The following is a 19,386-nucleotide window of genomic DNA, read 5'->3' as shown; positions in this document are numbered from 1 at the left end:
CCTCGAACAACGCGTATCAAGGGGCCATCACGTGAAGATCGCACTTATTAGTGAGCATGCGTCGCCTCTTGCGGTGGCAGGCGGCGTCGATAGCGGCGGCCAGAACATCTATGTCGCGCATGTGGCGCGGCACCTCGCGCGCAACGGCCACGAAGTGGATGTCTTCACGCGCCGCGACCGTTCCCTGTTGCCGCTCGTGTCGCGCTTCGAAGGCATTCAGAACATCCGTGTGATCAACGTTCCTGCTGGTCCGCCGGTGCAGTTGCCCAAAGAGCAGCTTCTGCCGCACATGGACGAGTTCGCGCGCTTCATGATCGGCTACTTCAGGAAGCAGGCGACGCCTTATCACGTCGTGCATGCGAACTTCTTCATGTCGGGACTCGTGGGCATGCGCATCAAGGAAGCGCTCGGCACGCCGCTCGTCACGACGTTTCATGCGCTCGGCCGCGTGCGCCGCATTCATCAGGGCGCGGGCGACGGCTTTCCCGATGAACGCTTCGATATCGAAGACGCGCTCGTGCGCGAATCGGACTCGGTGATCGCGGAATGCCCGCAAGACGAAGCCGATCTTCTCTCGCTCTATCATGCGGACCCTGCGCGCATCGATCTCGTGCCGTGCGGTTTCGACAGCACCGAATTTCATCCGATGAAGAAGGCAGATGCGCGCGAGCGTCTCGGCTGGCCGCAAGACCGCTTCATCGTGCTCCAGCTCGGGCGCATGGTGCCGCGCAAAGGCATCGATAACGTGGTGCGGGGCATCGGCATCTGCAATCGCGAACTGAACGAAGATGCGCATCTCTATGTGATCGGCGGCAACTCCGACGAAGCAAATGAAATCGCGACGCCGGAAATCGGACGACTGCGCGGAATTGCTACGGAGTCCCAAGTAAGCGACAAGGTCAACTTCCTCGGCCGTCATGGACGCCAGCGCCTCAAGATCTTCTATAACGCCGCCGACGTGTTCGTCACGACGCCGTGGTACGAGCCGTTCGGCATCACGCCGCTCGAAGCGATGGCGTGCGGCCGGCCCGTGATCGGTGCGGACGTAGGCGGCATTCGCTATTCGGTGGCGCACCGCGAAACCGGCCTGCTCGTGCCGCCGAAAGACCCCGCTGCGCTCGCCGATGCACTCGCGATCATCAAACGCGATCCGGCGCTCGCCGAACGCATGGGCGTGGCGGGACTCGAACGCGCACGCGCCATGTTCACGTGGGCGAGCGTCGCGCAGTCGCTCGAACAGGTCTATGCACGCGTGGCCGGCGTGGATACCGCAGCGGCAGTCCGCAGCGGCCGCGCGGCATATGGCGGCGCGAGCGCATGAAGCCTGCTGTTTTTCTCGACAAGGACGGCACGCTGCTCGACGACGTGCCTTATAACGTCGATCCGCACAAGATGCGCCTCGCGCCCGGCGCATTCGATGCACTGGTTGCATTCGCGCGCATGAACGTGCCGATTATCGTGATCAGCAATCAAAGCGGTGTCGCGCTCGGCAAGTTCGATGAATCCGCGCTTGCAGATGTCGAACGCAAGCTGCATGAACTCGCGGCCGAAGCGGGTGCGAAGATCGCGGCCGTGTACTGGTGCCCGCATCATCCGCAAGGAACGGTGCGGCGCTTTGCGCTCACTTGCGATTGCCGCAAGCCTGCACCCGGCATGATCCAGCGCGCGGCGCGTGAGCACGGTCTGGATCTCGAACGAAGCTGGTTCGTCGGCGATATTCTCGACGACATCGAAGCGGGACATCGCGCGGGCTGCCGTGCCGTGCTCATCGATAACGGCAATGAGACGGTGTGGCAGCGCGGTCCGCTGCGTGAACCCGATGCCATCGCGAAGGACATGTTCGACGCCGCGCGCATCATCGAACGATCGTGGCAGGCAACGGAGCTCGCGACATGAAGCGCGAAATTCCGGTCACGATCCAGCCCGCGGATGCGCACGCACGCGCGCCTGCTACCGCTGCACAACGCGTATGGGGCGAGGACGTGCGCCGCATATTGTGCATTCGCCCCGATAACCTTGGCGACGTGTTGATGACCACGCCCGCGATGCATGCGCTCAAGCATGCGTATCCGGGCCGGCACCTGACTTTGCTTGCATCGGGATCGGGCGCACAGGCGGCGCGTTTCATCGACGATATCGATGACGTGATCGAGTATCACGCGCCTTGGGTGAAGCACGAGAAACCGATCGACGCCGCCGCCGATCTCGCCATGCGCGACCGTCTTGCATCGCTCGGTTTCGATGCCGCCGTCATCTTCAGCGTGTATAGCCAGAATCCGTTGCCTGCCGCGATGCTTTGCCATCTCGCGAACATTCCGCGAAGGCTCGCGCATTGCCGCGAAAACCCGTATGGCCTGTTGACCGACTGGGTTGCGGAGCGCGAGCCGCAGCATGGAACGCGGCATGAAGTGGAACGGCAGCTTGCGCTCGTTGCAAACGTGGGCGCCGTTGCGAACGATACACGCATGCGCTTTTCGTTGCGCGCAGCCGATGAAGCATCCCTCGAACACAAGCTCGATGAACGCGGCATCGACCTTCACGCGCCCTACTTCGTCATGCATCCCGGCGCGACCGCCGCATCGCGCCGCTATCCGCCGGCGCGCTTTTCAGAAGCCGCTCGCGTGCTTGCCGCGCGCACCGGATGGCCCGTGCTCGTCACCGGCTCGGCAAGCGAAGCCGGGCTGTGCGATGCGGTCAGCGCGGGCGATGCGCGCATCGTCAATCTTGCGGGCGCGCTGCAGCTCGGCGAACTCGCGGCGCTCATCAACGAAGCGCGCGTGCTCGTGTCGAACAATAGCGGCCCGGTGCATATCGCGTCGGCGGTGGGCACGCCCGTCGTCGACTTGTATGCGCTCACGAATCCGCAGCACATGCCGTGGCAAACGCCGCATCGCGTGCTTTATCACGATGTGCCATGCCGCTGGTGCTATCGCAGCGTGTGTCCCGAAGGACATCACACGTGCCTGCTCGGTGTAAGTGTCGATGAAGTCGTCGACGCTGCCTTGTCCCTCATCGATGCCCGCACGGAACATCATCCCGCTCATCTGACATTACCCTGAGAGACGCGCCTTATGTACACACTCGGAATCAATGCGGTCTATCACGACAGCGCCGCGGCGCTGGTTCACGACGGCGTCGTGATCGCGGCGGCCGAAGACGAGCGCTTCACGCATGTGAAGCACGCAAAGCGTCCCGTGCCTTTCTCGACGTGGCAACTTCCGTTCGATGCCATCGACTATTGCCTGAAAGAAGCGGGCATCGAACTCGCGGACGTCGATCACATTGCCTACTCGTACGATCCGCATCTCTTCTCCGGCATGCCGAAGCAGGCGAAGGCGACCATCACGCTGCCGTTCATGCCGTCGGAGCATGTGAGCAGCAACCCTTCGGAATCGCCGTGGGATCCGCTCTTTCTGAGCTATATCGCCAATGCGCGCGGCCAGTTGATCGACGGCGCGCCGCATCATCTGAAGAAGCGTTTCGTGAGCGGCGGTCGCGCGCCGCGCTTCGAATGGCATAACGTCGATCATCATCTGTCGCATGAAGCAAGCGCGTTTCTCGCGGCGCCGTATGAAAACACCGCCGTGCTGACGATGGATGGACGCGGCGAAGGCGTGACCACGAGTCTCGGTCAATTTGTCGATGGCGAATATCAGCGCGTGAAGCAAGTGGAGTTGCCTCATTCGCTCGGCTTGCTTTATGAAGCCGTAACGGACTATCTCGGCTTCCTGCATTCGTCGGACGAGTACAAGGTCATGGCCCTTGCATCGTTCGGCAAGCCCGCTTATGTCGATCAGTTCCGCGAGATCGTGAAGTATCGCAATGACGGCAGCTATACCGTCGATGCCCCGCGTCTCGTCGAACGCTTCGGTCCGCGTCGCGAACGCGGCGGTCCGCTCACGCAGCATCACTACGACATCGCGCATTCGCTGCAAGTCGTTCTCGAAGAGACTGCGCTGGAACTCGCGCGCTGGCTCCATGAGCGCACGGGCCTCAAGCATCTTGCGATGGCGGGCGGCGTCGCGCTCAACTGCGTGATGAATGCGCGTCTTCGCGATCGCGGTCCTTTCGAGGACATCTGGGTTCAGCCCGCAGCGGGCGATGCAGGCACCGCGCTCGGCGCGGCGCTCTGGACCGACTATCAGCAACGCGTGAAGGAAGGCGACAAGAGCCGTCGCTGGCACATGAATCATGCGTATCTCGGGCCGTGCTATGGGGAGAAGGATATCGAGGACTTCCTCAAGTGGTCGAAGACGCCGTATCGCCGGCTCAACGATATCGCCGCTGAAACAGCCGACATTCTTGCGTCGAACCGCGTGATCGGCTGGTATCAGGGACGCACGGAATTCGGTCCGCGCGCATTGGGCGCACGCTCGATTCTCGCTTCGCCGATCGATCCGTCGATGCAGGCGCGCCTGAACGAGATCAAGGACCGCGAGGACTTTCGTCCCGTCGCGCCCGTCGTGATGGAAGAGCACGCGGCCGACTGGTTCGTCGATGCACGCGTCGCGCCGTTCATGCTCTTCGTGTTCGATGTGCGCGAGGACATGAAGGCGCGCATCCCGGCCGTCACGCATATCGACGGCACCGCGCGCGTGCAGACCGTCAATCGCTCGCAGCATCCGCTCTACTATGACTTGCTTGCTGCTTTCAAGGCGCGTACGGGTGTGCCGGTGCTCGTGAACACGTCGTTCAATACGCGCGGCGAACCGATGGTCAACTCGCCACGCGATGCAGTCGAATCGTTCTGGACGTCGCCGCTCGATGCGCTCGTGATCGGCCCGTTCCTTATCGAGAAACCGGGAGGGCATGCATGAGCACGATTGCGGGCTCGATCCCGTTCGATAACGCAAGAGACGCGGCGGCGTATGAAGCCACCATGAGCAATGCGTCGGACATGGCCTTCGATGTGTCCGTCGTCGTGCCGACGTATCGCCGCCCCGACATGCTCGAACGCTGTCTGCGCGCGATCATCGCGCAGGACTATGACAAGGCGCGTTACGAGATCATCGTATGCGACGACGGTCCCGATGAAGCGACGCGTTCGCGCGTGGCCTCGCTTGCACGCGAGTTCGAGCAAGGCCCGCGCATTCGCTATGTGCCCGTGACCGCGACGCAAGGACCGGCGGGCGCGCGCAACGCGGGATGGCGGGCATCGAACGCTGCGTCGATCGCCTTCACCGACGACGACACGATCCCCGATCCGCATTGGCTCGCGGCAGGCGTCGCAGCGCTGCATGCAGGCACGGGCGCGGATGCAGTATCGGGCCGCATTGTCGTGCCGCTCGGCCCGCGTCCGACCGATTATGAGCAGGATGCCGCGGGTCTTTCGCATACCGAGTTCGCGACGGCCAATACGTTCGTCACGCGTTCGGCGCTCAAGCGTGTCGGCGGCTTCGATGCGCGGTTCACATCGGCATGGCGCGAAGACTCGGACCTTCAATTCAAGCTGATGCGATCGGGCGCGCACATCGTTCGCTCGGACGATGCGATCGTGCTGCATCCCGTGCGTCCCGCGCGCTGGGGCGTGAGTCTTTCGCAGCAGAAGAAGAGTCAATTCGATGCGCTGCTCTACAAGAAGCATCGCGAACTCTTCAAGACGCGCATCAGGAGCACGCCGCCGCTCCTTTACTACGCGATACTCGCCGTAGTCGTGATCGCCCTGCTCGCCTTTGCGAATGGCAATGCAACACTCGGGCTGCTGGGAATCGAGATATGGCTATGCCTTTCCGCATGGTTCTGCTTCAAGCGGCTCAGGTCCACGGCGCTCACGCGCTCGCACATACTCGAAATGGCATGGACGTCCCTGTGGATTCCATTCCTCTCGATCTATTGGCGGCTCTACGGCGCGGTCAAATTCCGCGTGCTGTTCATATGAAAGCCGCGAAAGTCGAGCGCATCGCGATCTTCCGCGCGCTTCAGCTCGGCGACATGCTGTGCGCCGTGCCCGCGTTGCGCGCATTGCGTCGCACGTATCCGAAGGCGCATATCGCGCTGATCGGCTTGCCGTGGGCGCAGAGTTTCGTCGAACGCTATGCGCATCTCATCGATGAACTCATCGTGTTTCCGGGCGCCATCGGCTTTCCGGAGCAAGAGGAAACCGACGCACATCTGCCCGCTTTCCACGATGCGATGCGCGCGCGCCGCTTCGATCTCGCGATTCAATTGCACGGCAGCGGCGGCTTGGCGAACGATATCGTGGAGCAGATGCATGCACGTATCAACGCGGGCTTTCTCAAGCCTGACGAAGCGCTGCGCGAAGGCGTGTTCATTCCGTGGCCCGATGAGCTTCAGGAAGTCGCACGCTATAACGCATTGATGGATGCGCTCGGCATCGATGCACGCGATACGCAACTCGAGATTCCGCTGACGCCGCAAGACACGCGCGAATGCGATGCCTTGATCGAGCGCTATGGCCTCGATACATCGCGCCTCGTGCTCGTTCACGCGGGATCGCAATTGCCCTCGCGACGCTGGCCCGCCGAACGCTTTGCACAAGTGGCAGCTGCACTGACACGCGACGGCTGGCAAGTCGCGTTGACAGGCAGCGCGAGCGAAGCGTCCATCACGGCGAGTATTGCCGGCACGCCTGGCCTCGATGCGATCGATCTCACGGGCAAGACATCGCTGGGCGGACTCGCGGCGCTCGTCGCGCGTGCGCGGCTCATCGTATGCAACGACACGGGCCTTTCTCACGTCGCGGCGGCGATGCGCACGAAGAGCGTGGTCATCGCATCGGGCAGCGACACGCGACGCTGGGCGCCGCTCGATCATGAACGTCACCGCGTGCTCGCGGACTATCCGCCGTGCCGCCCTTGTGCGTTTCGCGAATGCCCGTATGGGCATCCGTGCGCACTGAATATCAGCGTCGCGCAGGTGCTCGACGTTGCGCGACTTCAATTGCCTGCAGAAAAACTGGAAACCGATGCCCACTGCTAATCAACGACGTCTGCGCGTGCTCACGTGGCATGTCCACGGCAACTACATGTATTACCTGAGCCAGGCGAAGCACGACTTTTATCTCGTGACCAAGCCCGGTCATCCGCCGGGCTATGCGGGCAAGGTCGGCGTGCTGCCGTGGGGCGACAACGTGCATGAAGTCCCTGCGGATCGGGTGGCTTCGCAAGAATTCGATGTCGTGCTCTTTCAGCATCGCACGCATTGGGACGACTATCGCATCAACTTGCTGTCCGATGCGCAACGGCGCTTGCCGCGCGTCTATATCGAACATGATCCGCCGCAAGAGAATCCCTTCGAGCAGCGCCATTGGGTAAACGATCGCAGCACGTTGCTCGTACACGTGACGCACTTCAATCGCCTGATGTGGGACAGCGGCGAGACGCCCACGCGCGTGATCGAGCACGGCGTGGTCGTGCCGGAAGGCGTGCGTTATAGCGGCGAGAAGGAACGCGGCATCGTCGTCATCAATCATTTGCGGCAGCGCGGGCGCAGGCTCGGCAACGACGTATTCGCGGAGGCGAAGCAACTCGTGCCGCTCGATCTCGTCGGCATGGACGCGGAATCGGCGGGCGGAATCGGCGAAGTCGGCAATCTGGATCTGGCCGCATTCACCGCGCAATACCGTTTCTTCTTCAATCCGATTCGCTGGACGAGCCTGGGCCTCGCAATCGTCGAAGCAATGACCATCGGCATGCCGATCATCGGCCTTGCCACGACGGAACTGGCGACCGTCATACGCAACGGCGAAAGCGGCTTCGTGCATACCGATACGAGCGCGCTCGTCGATGCCATGCAGCGCCTGATACGCGACCCCGCCGAAGCGCGGCGTCTGGGCGAAGGCGCGCGACGGCTTGCGCTGGAACGCTTTCATATCGACCGCTTCGCCGCCGAATGGGACGCGACGTTGCGGCACGTGTGCAGTTGAGCGCATGCGTTGAACGAATCGGGATGCATCACCATTAAAGGGAATCGTCATGAAAGAAGCATTTCGCAAGCGCATTCTGGTGACCGGCGGCGCGGGCTTTCTCGGCTCGCATCTGTGCGAACGGCTGCTCGCGCAAGGCCATGACGTGCTGTGCGTCGATAACTTCTACACCGGCACGAAGGACAACATCGCGCATCTGCTGGATAGCCCCAACTTCGAACTGATGCGTCACGACGTGACCTTCCCGCTGTATGTGGAAGTCGATGAAATCTATAACCTCGCGTGTCCTGCATCGCCGGTTCATTATCAGCATGATCCGGTGCAAACGACGAAGACGAGCGTGCATGGCGCAATCAACATGCTGGGCCTCGCCAAGCGCGTGAAGGCCAAGATCTTTCAGGCATCGACGAGCGAAGTCTATGGCGATGCGCGCGTGCATCCGCAGCAGGAGGCGTATTGGGGCAACGTGAATCCCATCGGTCCACGTTCGTGCTACGACGAAGGCAAGCGCTGCGCCGAAACGCTCTTCATGGATTATCGGCGGCAGCATGGGCTCAACATCAAGATCGCGCGAATCTTCAACACGTATGGTCCGCGCATGCATCCGAGCGATGGCCGCGTGGTGTCCAACTTCATGATGCAGGCGCTCGCCGGAGAGGCGATCACCGTGTATGGCGAAGGCACGCAAACGCGCTCGTTCTGCTATGTCGACGACATGGTCGATGCGTTCATCCGCCTGATGAACACGCCCGATGAAGTCACCGGCCCCGTGAATCTCGGCAATCCGCATGAGATATCGATGCTCGAGATCGCGCAGCGGATCGTCGCGTTGACGGGATCGAAATCGGAGATCGTCTTCCGGCCGCTGCCGATGGACGATCCGTGGCATCGTCAGCCGGATATCACGCAAGCGCGCAAGCTGCTCGACTGGCAGCCCGTCACCGTGCTCGATGAAGGACTGCGGCGCACCGCGGCCTACTTCCGGCAGATCATCGAAGCCCAGGAAACGCGCTCGGCAATGGCTACGCTTTGAAGCCCGGCAGTTCGCGCGCTTCGTCTTCGCGCGAAGCCGCGACTGCCTGCGCGAGCGCCTTGGCGAAGCCCGCGATCGATGCGAAATCGCCTTCGATGCGCTCGCGAAAATAGTCTGCCCATGCGAACTTGGCGTTGAATTCCGGCGAGTCTTCGAACATGCCCGCCATGCGCACGAACGCGGCCAGGCTGAGATAAGGATCATCGGGCATCGCGGCAATGGAAGGCGGCAATGCATCGACCGATGTTTCGCGGCCTTGTGCATCGAATGGATGAATCCAGCCTTCTTCGCGCATGGCCGCGACGAATGCATCGTGATCGCGGTCGCTGAAGTCGCATGCGATGGATACGGGTACGATGTCCATGCCGAGTTCATCCCACGCGCGCGCCCAGTGATGATGATCGATCACGTGCAGCGTGCCGCCCGGACCGCGCACGACACGCAGCGCATGTTCGTCCATGAAGGCCGCGCGGTTCTGCTCGGGCTGTTCTTGCGTCAAACGCATTTTCTCGCGCACATGCTCCATGCCCAATGCGCCTTGCGTCGGCTTCAATTCGTCGATGCGCGCGGTTGCTTTCGTGTCCATGTCATGCGCTCCTCATGCTTCCGTGGGAACGGCGACCTGACGGATGGCTGCAATGAGCCGCTCCGTGGGAACCGGCTTCGTCATGTGCATTTGAAAGCCCGCCATTTGCGCGCGAAGCCGATCTTCGGTTTGCGTATGGCCGGTCAATGCAATGGCCGGCATGCGCTGATCGAGCGATACACGACGGCTCGCCTCTAGTTCGCGCACGCGGCGCAGCACCTTATAACCGTCTTCTTCGCCGAGCACGATGTCGCATAGCAACGCATCGGGCCATTGTTCAGTCGGGGTTTGCGCGAGCCATTCGAGCGCTTCCTTGCCCGACGCCGCGAGGCGCACGCCGGCGCCGGTCGTCTCCAGCACCGCGCCGAGTGCTTCGCGTGCGGCTTCCTGATCGTCGAGGACCATCACGCACAGGCCGTCGAGATTGCCGGTCGCGTCGGTTTCAACAGGCTCATGTTCGTCCGTATCGACGACGGGCCGCAAGGGCATCATCGCGACGTACGCGAGGTGGCCATCGACATAACCGACCGTGAACGTGCCGCCCGTTTCACTCAACGCTTCTTCCAGCCTGCGTGCCTGTTTCTGCGAAAGCGGCGCGGGCTGCGCACGGCGGCCGAGCACGCATACGCGCACCTGATTCGCTTCGCGTTCCACGCGAAGTTCGACACGCTCGCCGCGATCCGCCGCGCGAATTTCCGTGCGGCACAAGTCGGCTATCACGAGTTGCAGCACGCCGGGATCGCCGGTCACGCGCAGATCGTCGTCGGGCATCATGGTGTAAAGCTGCACACCGTGTTCGACGATCTCTTCATGCAAGCCATCGACCACGCCTGCAATCAACGCGTTGAGACCGACCGGTTGCGCGGATACCTTGCGCTGCACTTGCGCAAGCTCGCCCTGTTGGGATTGCAGCGACCACATGCGCGCATAGACGCCCTCGCGCTCGATCAATTCCGCATGCTGTCCCTGCTCGACGATGCGCCCGTGCTCCATCACGAGAATCCAGTCCGCATTGACCACCGTGGACAACCGATGCGCGATCACGATCGACGTGCGTCCTTGCGCGAGTCTGTCCAGCTCGCTTTGAATCGCGCGTTCGGAACGCGTGTCGAGCGCGGACGTCGCTTCATCGAAGACGATGATGCGCGGATCTTTCAGAATGGCGCGCGCGATGGCGATGCGTTGCCGCTCGCCACCCGAGAGCCGCACGCCGCGTTCGCCGACGCGCGTGTCGTAATGATCGGGCAGGCGTTCGATGAAGCTGTCGAGTTGCGCCGCACGCGCTGCGCGCACGACATCCGCACGCGTGGCACTCGGACGCCCATAGGCGATGTTGTAGGCGATCGTATCGTTAAAGAGCACGGTGTCTTGCGGCACGATGCCGATGGCTTCGCGCAGGCTCTTTTGCGTGACGTGCCGCAGGTCCTGACCGTCGATGGTGATGACGCCCGCCGTCGGCTGGTAGAGCCTGAAGAGCAGCTTCATCAGCGTCGACTTGCCCGAGCCGCTGCCGCCCACCACCGCGAGCTTCTTGCCGGGATGGGCGCGGAAATCGATATCGCGCAGAATCTGGCGCGCGGGATCGTAGCCGAAATTCACATGCTCGAACTCGATCTCCCCTACAGTAACTTGAAGCGGCTTCGCTTCGACTTCATCGACATCTTCACCGCGACGTCCACGCGCAAGCAGAATTTCGAACATGCGTTCGACGTTCACGATCGCGTCGTTCGTCTCGCGAAACACGAAGCCGAGCGTGTTGAGCGGCGCGCACACCTGCACGATATACGCGTTCACCAGCACGAGATCGCCGACGCTCATCGTGCCCGCCACCACGTGCTGCGCGGCGAGCAGCATCACTGCGCCAATGCCGATGGTGATGACCGTGCTTTGCCCGACATGCAGAATGGTCAACGCCCGCTGATTCGCGGTGCGCGCCGTGACCCATTTTTCGAGCACGGTCGAAAGGCGCTTGCGCTCGACGTCTTCGCTCGCGAAGAGCTTCACCGTTTCATAGTTGAGCAGGCTGTCCACGAGCCGGCTGTCCGATTGCGCTTCGAGCCGGTTCACCGCGCGCTGAAAGCGCATGCGATAGCGCGTGAAAATAAGCGTGTAGACCGCATAGCCGACGAACGTCAAGCCGATGGCAATCGTGAAAGTCCGCGCATACTGACTCACCATGATCGCGACGACCGTGCCTATTTCGATCAACGTCGGCACGATGGTGAAGATGGCCACGCCCAGCAGAAAGCCGATGCCATCCGCGCCCTTTTGCACGTCGCGCACCACGGCACCCGTTTCGCGCTGTGCATGAAAGCGCGCACCCATTCCGTGCAGATGCGAGAACGTGCGTTCGGTGAATGATGCAACGGTGTGCTGCGTGACGATGCTGAATATGACATCGCGCGCTTCGTTGAGCACGTCGCCGAGATAACGCATCAACACGTACGTGAGAATCACGAACACCGGAAACACGGCGTTCGCCGTCGGCCGGCTGAATTCGTCGATGACGTGCTTTAGCATGAGCGGCACGGCGACCACCGCGAGCCGCGATGCGATCATCAGCGTGACAGCCGCGAGCGTCTGCAGGCGGAACTTCCATATCGCCTGCGCGAGATCGCTCACAATGCGGTTGCGCAGTTGCGAGCGGCTGATTTCCGTGGACGCAGTCATCATGTGCATGCTTCCATATGTCGTTTTCCCGTTGCAAGCATCGTGAAATGCGGCAGCAAATGCCGCGCCCGCTTCAAGGCGCGTGTCGCGAAACGGTCAAAACAACTCTTGCTGCCCCGACATCAGCGCCGTGAAATCGTCGCGCATGAAAGGCAGAATGCCGTCCGCCACGGGCTCCAGCTGCTTGCTCACGTAATGCTCGTAGTCGATGGGCGCCGAACGCGCTTCGACCGGCTCGGGCCCGCCCTGCGTCATCACATAACTGATCCAGCCGCCGCTTTGATATTGCAGCGGACGTCCTTGCCGCGCGTTGAATTCATCGGCGATGCGCGCAGCACGCACATGAGGCGGCACGTTTCGCTGGTATTCGTCGAGGCTTCGTCGCAGACGCTTGCGATAAACCAGCAGCGCATCCATCTCGCCGCGCCGCGTGCGGTCGACGTAATCGCGCACGAAGTCCTCATAAGGCTCGCCTTTGAAGATGCGCATATAAAGCTCTTGCTGAAAACGTTGCGCGAGCGGCGTCCAGTCCGTGCGTACCGTCTCAAGCCCTTTATAGATGATTTCCTCGCTGCCGTCGGCGCGGCGCGTGAGTCCGGCGTAGCGCTTCTTGCTGCCCTCTTCAGTGCCGCGTATCGTGGGCATCAGAAAGCGCTTGAAATGCGTTTCGAATTGCAGTTCGAGCGCGCTGTCCAGTCCGAACGTTTCATGAAGATGCTTGCGCCAGTGATCGTTCACGTATTCGACGAGCGCACGGCCTATGCGCGCGGCGTCGTCTTCATCGCGTGCGCGACGTAGCCATACGAAGGTCGAATCGGTATCGCCGTAGATGACGCTATAGCCGCGCGCTTCGATCAGCTCGCGCGTGCGATGCATGATTTCGTGCCCGCGCATGGTGATGGACGATGCAAGCCGCGGATCGAAGAAGCGGCATCCGCTCGATCCCAGCACGCCGTAGAACGAATTCATGATGATCTTGAGCGCTTGGGAAAGCGGCTTGTTGCGCTGACGCTTCGCGGCTTCGCGCCCTTGCCAGACTTGCGCGACGATCGAGGGCAGGCAATGTGTGTCGCGTGAAAACAGCGCGCCGCGAAAGCCGGGCACGGTGCGCGTTGCATCGGTCTCGCTCATGCCTTGCGCGAGGCCCACGGGATCGATCAGGAACGTGCGGATAATCGACGGATAAAGGCTCTTGTAGTCGAGCACGAGCACGGAGTCATAGAGGCCGGGCCGCGAGTCCATGACGAAGCCGCCGGGACTGGCTTCCTCGGGCACGTCGCCGAGATTCGGCGCCACATAGCCCAGCCGATGCATGCGCGGCATATACAGATGCGTGAACGCCGCCACGGACCCGCCGCTGCGATCGGCGGCCAGACCCGTGACGGTCGCGCGTTCGAGCAGGAACGGCAGTAACTCCGTTTTCTCGAAGACCTTCGTGACGAGCTCGCAGTCGGTCAGGTTATAGCGTGCAAGTGCAGGCTTGTCTTCCTGAAAGCGCCGCTCGATTTCGTCCATGCGCGCATACGGACTGTCGATCGCCTTGCCTTCGCCCAGCAAAGACTGCGCGACGTATTCGAGACTGAACGACGGAAAGTTCCACGTGGCCGACCGCAACGCTTCGATGCCGTCGATCACGAGCCGTCCCGCAATCGACACAAAGTAGTGATTGCGCTTCATGCCGTGCTCGCGCCACTCGACGACGCCGCCATCGCGGCCCAGCGCAAGCGGCACGCCGTAATCGTCGGCATGCTTTTGCAGCACGCGCAGATCGAACTGCACCACGTTCCAGCCGATGATCGCGTCCGGATCATGCTCCGCGATCCACGCGTTGAAGCGCTGCAACATCTCGGCGCGGCTCGTGCAATAGTCGAGATCGAAGTCGAGCGCGGCATTCGCATCGCCATTCGGCGGCCCGAGCATGTAGACCTGGCGCGCGCCGCATCCTTCGAGCGCGATGGAATACAACTCGCCCTTCACGCTCGTTTCTATATCGAGCGATACGAGCCTGAGCGCCGGCCGATAATCCGCCGATGGCGTCAGTTCACTATGCACGACGCCGCTCGTTCCGTCGTCTTCAAAGCAAACGGGCGCCGTGATGAAGCGCTCCATCAGATAGCGTTCAGTGGGACGAATATCCGCTTCGAACACATTGACGCCCGCATTTTTCAGCGTCTTTTCGAGCGCGAGCAACTGGCGATACTGCGTGCAATACAAGCCGAGCACCGGCTTCTGTCGAAAGTCCTTGAGCGGCAATTCACGAAGCTGCGCATCGCGCACGGTGCGAACGAACGGTGCGGCTTTGTCGCCGTCTTCGGCGCGAATGAATGCAACGGGTGTTTGCGAAGCGATGCGAATCTTGCGCGGGCCGTCATCGGTGGCGAGCCAGAACTCGACCTCCGTGCCGGTTGCCGTGTCGCGCCAATGACGCGTCAGCAAGAAGCCCTGCTTCGTTGTGCGTGGTGCCTGAATCAAGGCGAATCCTTCGAGAGCGCGTGCTATCGAAGCATTTTACTTGGGCGATGGAAGAAAGCCTGCGATGCGCGCGAACGGCGCAATGAGAAAAGAAGTAAAACACGGCAGCGGTGCCGGTCGTCCGCCATCCAGAAGATGGCTCCCGAGGGACGAACCGGCGCCGCTACCGCCTAAGCAGCCTGTGCGACCAGGCTTGCGCGTTGCGGCTGCGACGCCACAACGTGATCGAGTGCGATCCGCTCCGGATGAACCGGTGCTTGCGGCACTTCGTTCTTGCTCGATACCACCTCCAGAGCGGCTTCTTGAACGGCCTGTTTCGCGGCCGCCGCTTTCTTGGTCTTCCCCGCGCGTGACGGCGGCTGGCAGGCCCCGCACACCACGTTGTTCTGCAAATCATGTTTGTGTGCGACAAACTTCCCGGTGCATCGGCAGCAGGGTGTCATCTGCAGCATGCCCGCGTCGAAGAAGCGCACAAGAGTCCAGGCCCGCGTGAGATCGAGTACCGCCTCGGCGCCGCTATGGTTGCAGTGCTCGAGATACAGCCGATACCCCTTGGTCAACGCATCGAGATGCGAGCAACCGGCTTCGTTCTTGAGGAACGTATAGGTGTTGTAGAAAAGCGATGCGTGGATGTTCGCGAGCCACGTCATGTACCAGTCCGCCGAGAACGGCAGCATGCCCTTGGGCGGCGATACGCCCTTCACTTCGCGATAGAGACGAATCATGCGGTCCCGCGAGAGCGTCAGTTCGCTCTCCAGCACTTGCATGCGCGCGCCGAGCTCGATCAGCGCGATTGCGCGGAACACTTCCTGGGCGTCTTCAGTGAGGCTCTTCTTCAGCATGGCTCGCTCCGGGCTCTTAAGCGAACTGTTCGGCCGGCTGGCCAGCCAGCAGGATTGCGGCGTGCGTCGGCGCAATGTCCGCGTTCTTCGCGGGTTGCGTCAGCGCCGACAACATCGTGTGATCGTTGAAGCGGAACGCGCAAAGCAAGTTGTCCGACTGAGCAAGCTTGACGACCTGCGCGAGCGTCAGCCCGGACAGCAAATCAGCCAGTTCCTTCGAAAGACCGAGTCGGAACATTCCGATTGCCCGATCCTCGCGCAGCAGACGCTGAGCGAGCATGATGTACGACAAGTTGATTTCCCGGATCGATTCCAGCGTTTCGCGACCGTTCATGGTTGCTGCTTCCAGTAAATCCCCGAATTTCCCGCAGGCTTGTTGCCGCTATCTTTTTTATTCCCTCGCCGTGCCGGTTTAGACCGGCTACGTACTTTGATACAGCGCGTTACATCTTGTAACAGCTACTGTGAAACGGATTCTAAGTACCGGCTGAAACGAAAGCAAGATCATCTCAATAATATTTCGTTGCAAACAACACTTTGAATCGGTAACTTTTGGATCAGAAAAAATGACCGCGTCATTTCGTAGGATGTGCCGTCGCTTCGGACCGATCTACGCAGGCTAGTTTTTGATAAGAATAATTGCCTGACGCCCGCAACAACGGGGCGTTGCGGGATTCGGTTGACAGTTATCGAAGGTATTTTTGAGACGCGGGAATATGCGGGAAAACCGGTAAAAAAGGCGTAATTCCATGTTTTACCGATTCACGCTTAATAAGGTAGTTTTTGCAAAGCGGTTGTTACAGCGTCTGTAACATCGTACGGGCGGTCTTGTTTCTGTCCGGACAACGGTGGTATGCACCGTTTCGCCACGCGGTCCAAAACATGCCGATTTCCCGAGCGAACGGATACCTTGCCAGGTACAAACGTAGGATCGCACGGCTTGGCGGAGGCCGCGTCGTCCGGGCGGAGGGCGCCTCATCGACAGTCGCCGCGCCGTTACGGTTGAACGGCGCGGTTACGCGTCACGTCCCGCTCTGCGCACCGCGCGGCGGCGGCACGCTGGAGGCGGCATCGTTGCCGGACGCGGCTTCGTTCGTCGGATGCTGCGCCGCCTTCGACGGCTCCGCGCGCTGGTCCGCGCCGGCCTTGTCGCTTTCGTCCTGCATGTCTTGCGTCGTGTCCTGGCCGTTGCCGTTGACAATGACGAAGTTACGCTGCGGATTCGCGATCTCGATACCCCGCGCCGTGAACTCGTTCAGGATGCGGCGATTGAATTCGCGCTGCACCGGCCAGCGCGCGCTGTCGCGGCACTGGATCTGGCCGGCGAGCGTGACAGTCGACCCGTCGACGGCATCGACGCCCCAGAAGCTGAAATCGGACAGGATGCCGTCGCGGAAGGCTTCGTCCTCGCGCAACGCCGAGCCGATCTCCTTGAGCGTGGAGATGGCGAGATCGACGTCCTGACCCAGCGCAATCGACACGCGCACCGCCGCATTGCCGATGCCCCGGTTCGTGTTGTTCACCGTCGTCACGGAGCTGAACGGAACGGTGTAGAGCGATCCGTCGCCGCCGCGCAGACGCACCGTGCGAATCGACAAATACTCCACCGTTCCCGATACGCCCGACACCGTCACCCAGTCGCCGACCTGCATCGCGTTTTCCATCAGCAGGAAAATGCCCGTAATGAAATCCTGCACGAGCTTTTGCGAGCCGAAGCCGAGCGCCACACCGAAGATGCTCGCGCTCGCCAGCAGCGGCGCGGTGTTCACGCCGATCTCCGAGAGTCCCGTCAGCACCACCACCATCGCGATGACGATGAACAACGCGCTGCGCATCATCGGCAAGAGCGTGCGCAGGCGTGCGGCGCGCACGCGATCGCCCGTGTTGTTCCACTGATCGAGGCGTCGTTCGACGAACACGTTCGCCGTCTCCCAGACGAGGACCGCGAACACCGCAGCCACCGCGATCGTCAGCAGCGCCGATGCGAGCCGGTTGCCGACGCCGCCCGACGTGAAGAAGCGCAGGACATGCACGCCCCACACTTCGAGCAGCGCGATGACGGTCGCCACGCCGATCACCGTCTGCACGATGCGTCGCAGAACCGGGTAATAGCGGTAAGCGTGCCGATGCACGATCGACTGGCTGGCGAAATCGACTTCCTCGTCGTTGTCGCGAAAGAGTCGCCCGAGTGCGCCGAACGCGACGATCGCCGCCACGCGCGAGCCGACCAGCACCAGCAGCGATACGCCGCCCAGATGGAAGAGCGTCGCGTAGCCGTTCTGCACGCCGAGCGCCCAGACGAACCACATCGCCATCACGAAGAAGATCGCGACGCCGGCCCAGACGTCCGCCACCCAGCTGCCGACGAGCGCCACCGAGCGATGCGCCGACATGCGCTGTCGAATGCTCTCGCCGACGATCCTGCGCGATTCGAAGATCACCCACGCGATCATCAGATGGACCACGAGCGTGACGATCTTGAGGATCGCGATATGCGCAGCATTGGACAAGCCGAGCGGCTCGCAGCCGTTCGCGAGCGCGATGCCCGCCCCCGCGACGATCACGATGCGCCGCAGCCAGCGATACGTGTAAGCCGCGTACTGATCGCGCATCTGAAGGAGGCGCAGCCCGCGGGCACGCGGCGCGATGAAGAACGCACAGAGAATCATCACCGCGCGGCAGACGAGATACACGTCGATGAGCGCGCCGGCGACATGCGCTTCGGTCGTGTTGTCATCGACGAAAATAGACATCAGGATCGTCACCGCGCCCATGAACACGCCGAGCGGGATCAGGTTGTACACGAGATACAACAACGCGCTCGGCAGACGTTGCAGCAAGGTCCAGTGGTGCGCCGCGTGCCGCTTTCCGCGAGCGGTGTCGGCCTTGCGCTCGGCGACGTGCATCGCGACTTCGTCGCCGGTGCGCTGCGCCGTGTCTTCGGCGCGCTCGGCGGCGCGTTGTTCGTGCACGAGTTCGGGTTCGCGCGCTTCGGCATCGCTAATGCCGCGCGCCGCGATCTTCTCGCGCGGTCGGCGCAAGAGCCGCGACGCGAAATATTCGATCAGCAACGCGGGCACGAGCGACGCCAGCACCATCAGCACGACATGCACGAGCAGTGCGCGCTCCTGCGGGGAATCGATGCGGTCACGCCACCAGTACGCCACCGAGCGCACGTTCAGCAGCGCGGCAGCCGAGTGCCGCAGGCCGGTGCCGAAGTGCACGAGCCAGTGGCCCGCCTGACGCGACAGTTGCGACGCGAGGCCGTTTGCGGTCAACGAATTGGCGAGCACGCCCGAGGCACCCGACGCAGGTGCCGCCGACGACGCCGGCTGTGTGGCGCTGGCGGGCGCGGCCAGTGCGCCTGCTGCCGCGACGGCGCGCAACGTATCGGCGACTTGCGCGCGGCGCTGCGGATCGTTCAGGACCGAGAGCGCATCGCGGGCCTGCTGCGGCGTCAGCGCGACAGCGGGCTGAGACGCGGATTGCGGCGCGGCTGCATCGGCATTCTGGGAAAGAATCGCGATGGCGATCAGATAGAAAGCAAGAATGAATTTGCGCATGGGTCGGATGAAGATTACGTAATTTCGGGGACTCGATGCGAGGTTGCCGGCGTGTCGCCGGCGGTACGGAGGCTGCTACTTCATGCCCCTGAAGCGCTCTCCGCGCCCGGGTTTATTGATGACTCGATATTCGAACGCAATGGTTATGGCTTTGCAATTTCGTAAGGTCTTCGCGGGTTTCGGCTGTCTGGTTTCTATAGCACTAAGTGCTCCTGCTCGTGCGGGTGCTTCGCGGGATCTGGCGCACGATGCGCCGGTGGCTTCTTCTGCTTTCGCTTCCGGTGAGGCTTCTAGTTCTGCGCCTCTGCCTGCCTTGATTTTCTTTTTTTCGTGTC

General features: G+C 61.9%; 14 protein-coding genes. 8 read left to right on the top strand and 6 right to left on the bottom strand.

All coding sequences use genetic code 11. The annotated features are described in order from the left end of the window. Positions 1-31: 31 nt before the first annotated feature. The 8 genes from AWB72_RS11330 to AWB72_RS11295 all read left to right on the top strand — a co-directional run bounded on the left by AWB72_RS11330 (position 32) and on the right by AWB72_RS11295 (position 8,918). Positions 32-1,321: a glycosyltransferase family 4 protein gene (locus AWB72_RS11330; RefSeq protein WP_040052369.1), complete on the top strand. Its 1,290-nt coding sequence runs from the start codon at positions 32-34 to the stop codon at positions 1,319-1,321. Beyond that, positions 1,318-1,896: a D-glycero-alpha-D-manno-heptose-1,7-bisphosphate 7-phosphatase gene (locus tag AWB72_RS11325; RefSeq protein ID WP_040052270.1), complete on the top strand. Its 579-nt coding sequence runs from the start codon at positions 1,318-1,320 to the stop codon at positions 1,894-1,896. The genes AWB72_RS11330 and AWB72_RS11325 overlap by 4 nt, the downstream gene beginning before the upstream one ends. Continuing rightward, on the top strand, positions 1,893-3,059 hold the full coding sequence (gene waaF / locus AWB72_RS11320; protein ID WP_040052269.1) for a lipopolysaccharide heptosyltransferase II: 1,167 nt from the start codon (positions 1,893-1,895) through the stop codon (positions 3,057-3,059). The genes AWB72_RS11325 and waaF overlap by 4 nt, the downstream gene beginning before the upstream one ends. 12 nt (positions 3,060-3,071) lie before the next feature. Beyond that, positions 3,072-4,817, top strand: a complete 1,746-nt coding sequence (locus AWB72_RS11315; protein WP_040052268.1) for a carbamoyltransferase family protein — start codon at positions 3,072-3,074, stop codon at positions 4,815-4,817. A 62-nt stretch (positions 4,818-4,879) separates the two neighbouring features. Then, positions 4,880-5,878 (top strand): glycosyltransferase family 2 protein, encoded by a 999-nt coding sequence (locus tag AWB72_RS11310; RefSeq protein WP_040052368.1) that lies wholly within the window; start codon positions 4,880-4,882, stop codon positions 5,876-5,878. Continuing rightward, entirely contained in the window at positions 5,875-6,939 is a 1,065-nt protein-coding gene (locus AWB72_RS11305; protein ID WP_040052267.1) for a glycosyltransferase family 9 protein, read from the top strand. Before AWB72_RS11310 ends, AWB72_RS11305 begins: the two co-directional genes overlap by 4 nt. Then, positions 6,926-7,885: a glycosyltransferase family 4 protein gene (locus AWB72_RS11300; RefSeq protein ID WP_040052266.1), complete on the top strand. Its 960-nt coding sequence runs from the start codon at positions 6,926-6,928 to the stop codon at positions 7,883-7,885. The genes AWB72_RS11305 and AWB72_RS11300 overlap by 14 nt, the downstream gene beginning before the upstream one ends. 49 nt (positions 7,886-7,934) lie before the next feature. Further along, positions 7,935-8,918 carry a UDP-glucuronic acid decarboxylase family protein gene (locus AWB72_RS11295; protein ID WP_040052265.1) on the top strand — a complete coding sequence of 328 codons (984 nt, stop codon included), beginning with the start codon at positions 7,935-7,937 and terminating at the stop codon, positions 8,916-8,918. Here the strand turns inward: AWB72_RS11295 and AWB72_RS11290 are convergent. The 6 genes from AWB72_RS11290 to AWB72_RS11265 form a co-directional block, all read right to left on the bottom strand. Further along, on the bottom strand, positions 8,908-9,504 hold the full coding sequence (locus AWB72_RS11290) for a ParB/Srx family N-terminal domain-containing protein (protein ID WP_040052264.1): 597 nt from the start codon (positions 9,502-9,504) through the stop codon (positions 8,908-8,910). The two genes, AWB72_RS11295 and AWB72_RS11290, sit on opposite strands and share 11 nt — an antisense overlap. Positions 9,505-9,516: 12 nt before the next feature. Continuing rightward, complete coding sequence (locus tag AWB72_RS11285; RefSeq protein ID WP_040052367.1) at positions 9,517-12,174, bottom strand: ATP-binding cassette domain-containing protein; 2,658 nt, start codon at positions 12,172-12,174, stop codon at positions 9,517-9,519. Positions 12,175-12,270: 96 nt separating this feature from the next. Beyond that, positions 12,271-14,673, bottom strand: coding sequence for a DNA polymerase II (locus AWB72_RS11280; RefSeq protein WP_374728892.1), 2,403 nt, complete (start codon positions 14,671-14,673; stop codon positions 12,271-12,273). A gap of 143 nt (positions 14,674-14,816) precedes the next feature. Further along, the gene (gene flhC / locus AWB72_RS11275; protein WP_040052263.1) at positions 14,817-15,488 is read right to left on the bottom strand and encodes a flagellar transcriptional regulator FlhC; all 672 of its coding nucleotides are present in this window, start codon (positions 15,486-15,488) and stop codon (positions 14,817-14,819) included. A 16-nt stretch (positions 15,489-15,504) separates the two neighbouring features. Next, positions 15,505-15,822, bottom strand: a complete 318-nt coding sequence (gene flhD, locus AWB72_RS11270) for a flagellar transcriptional regulator FlhD (RefSeq protein WP_035963774.1) — start codon at positions 15,820-15,822, stop codon at positions 15,505-15,507. Between the two features lie 688 nt (positions 15,823-16,510). Further along, complete coding sequence (locus AWB72_RS11265; RefSeq protein WP_040052262.1) at positions 16,511-19,051, bottom strand: mechanosensitive ion channel domain-containing protein; 2,541 nt, start codon at positions 19,049-19,051, stop codon at positions 16,511-16,513. Positions 19,052-19,386: the final 335 nt, after the last annotated feature.

The sequence above is a fragment of the Caballeronia concitans genome (assembly GCF_001544615.1).
Taxonomy (GTDB): domain Bacteria; phylum Pseudomonadota; class Gammaproteobacteria; order Burkholderiales; family Burkholderiaceae; genus Caballeronia; species Caballeronia concitans.
This window is presented reverse-complemented; position numbering and strand designations above follow the sequence as displayed.

Bases quoted from the DNA above. Each gene is read 5' to 3' on its own strand.
- AWB72_RS11325 (WP_040052270.1), top strand. From the start codon at position 1,318: ATGAAGCCTGCTGTTTTTCTCGACAAGGACGGCACGCTGCTCGACGAC.
- waaF (WP_040052269.1), top strand. From the start codon at position 1,893: ATGAAGCGCGAAATTCCGGTCACGATCCAGCCCGCGGATGCGCACGCA.
- AWB72_RS11315 (WP_040052268.1), top strand. From the start codon at position 3,072: ATGTACACACTCGGAATCAATGCGGTCTATCACGACAGCGCCGCGGCG.
- AWB72_RS11310 (WP_040052368.1), top strand. From the start codon at position 4,880: ATGAGCAATGCGTCGGACATGGCCTTCGATGTGTCCGTCGTCGTGCCG.
- AWB72_RS11305 (WP_040052267.1), top strand. From the start codon at position 5,875: ATGAAAGCCGCGAAAGTCGAGCGCATCGCGATCTTCCGCGCGCTTCAG.
- AWB72_RS11300 (WP_040052266.1), top strand. From the start codon at position 6,926: ATGCCCACTGCTAATCAACGACGTCTGCGCGTGCTCACGTGGCATGTC.
- AWB72_RS11295 (WP_040052265.1), top strand. From the start codon at position 7,935: ATGAAAGAAGCATTTCGCAAGCGCATTCTGGTGACCGGCGGCGCGGGC.
- AWB72_RS11290 (WP_040052264.1), bottom strand. From the start codon at position 9,504: ATGGACACGAAAGCAACCGCGCGCATCGACGAATTGAAGCCGACGCAA.
- AWB72_RS11285 (WP_040052367.1), bottom strand. From the start codon at position 12,174: ATGACTGCGTCCACGGAAATCAGCCGCTCGCAACTGCGCAACCGCATT.
- flhC (WP_040052263.1), bottom strand. From the start codon at position 15,488: ATGCTGAAGAAGAGCCTCACTGAAGACGCCCAGGAAGTGTTCCGCGCA.
- flhD (WP_035963774.1), bottom strand. From the start codon at position 15,822: ATGAACGGTCGCGAAACGCTGGAATCGATCCGGGAAATCAACTTGTCG.
- AWB72_RS11265 (WP_040052262.1), bottom strand. From the start codon at position 19,051: ATGCGCAAATTCATTCTTGCTTTCTATCTGATCGCCATCGCGATTCTT.